This window comes from Microbispora sp. CSR-4 (assembly GCF_008033685.1).
GTDB lineage: Bacteria > Actinomycetota > Actinomycetes > Streptosporangiales > Streptosporangiaceae > Microbispora.
Genome location: NZ_VJVX01000215.1, coordinates 1 through 728, shown reverse-complemented (window position 1 = coordinate 728; position 728 = coordinate 1). Strand labels below are relative to the sequence as shown.

Genomic DNA, 728 nt, shown 5'->3' with positions numbered 1-728 from the left:
GCCTACGCCGAGGCGACCGTCCCGCTGGTCACCGTCATCACCCGCAAGGCGTACGGCGGGGCGTACGACGTCATGGGGTCCAAGCACCTCGGCGCGGACGTCAACCTGGCCTGGCCCACCGCCCAGATCGCCGTGATGGGAGCCCAGGGCGCGGTCAACATCCTGCACCGCAAGACGCTTGCCACATCGGACGATCCGGACGCACTGCGGGCCGAGCTGGTGCGTGAGTACGAGGACACCCTCGCCACGCCATACCTGGCGGCCGAACGCGGGTACGTCGACGCCGTGATCGCGCCACGCGAGACCCGGCGCGAGGTCGTCCGCGCGCTGCGGATGCTGCGCGGCAAGCGGGCCGCCCTGCCGCCCAAGAAGCACGGAAACATCCCGCTGTGACCGAGATGATCCGGATCATGAAGGGCGCCCCGCCACCCGAGGAAGTGGCCGCCCTGACGGTGGCGCTGCTCACCGCACGACAGACCGGCCCCGCCGCGCCGCCGGTGTCGTCCGGCTGGCGCGACCTGGCGCGGCGGCACGCGATGCGCCGGCCGCTCGCGACAGGCACGCAGGGATGGCGGGAGTCGAGATGGAGCCTTGGAGGTCGTCTGTGAGCACAACAATCCGGAAGGTCTTGATCGCCAATCGCGGTGAGATCGCCGTACGGATCGCCCGGGCCTGCGCAGACGCCGGGCTGTCCAGCGTCGCGGTCTACGCGGACCAGGATCTGGACG

Annotated in this window: 3 protein-coding genes; all 3 read left to right on the top strand. The window is 71.2% G+C overall.

The annotated features are described in order from the left end of the window. The coding region (locus tag FLV34_RS39515) for a carboxyl transferase domain-containing protein (protein ID WP_315985235.1) at window positions 1-393 on the top strand (393 nt) is incomplete at its 5' end. A gap of 5 nt (window positions 394-398) precedes the next feature. After that, on the top strand, window positions 399-608 hold the full coding sequence (locus FLV34_RS39510; protein WP_147945614.1) for an acyl-CoA carboxylase subunit epsilon: 210 nt from the start codon (window positions 399-401) through the stop codon (window positions 606-608). 8 nt (window positions 609-616) lie between these two features. Next, window positions 617-728 (top strand): biotin carboxylase N-terminal domain-containing protein (locus FLV34_RS39505; RefSeq protein ID WP_147945613.1); only part of this gene is annotated, 112 nt, incomplete at its 3' end.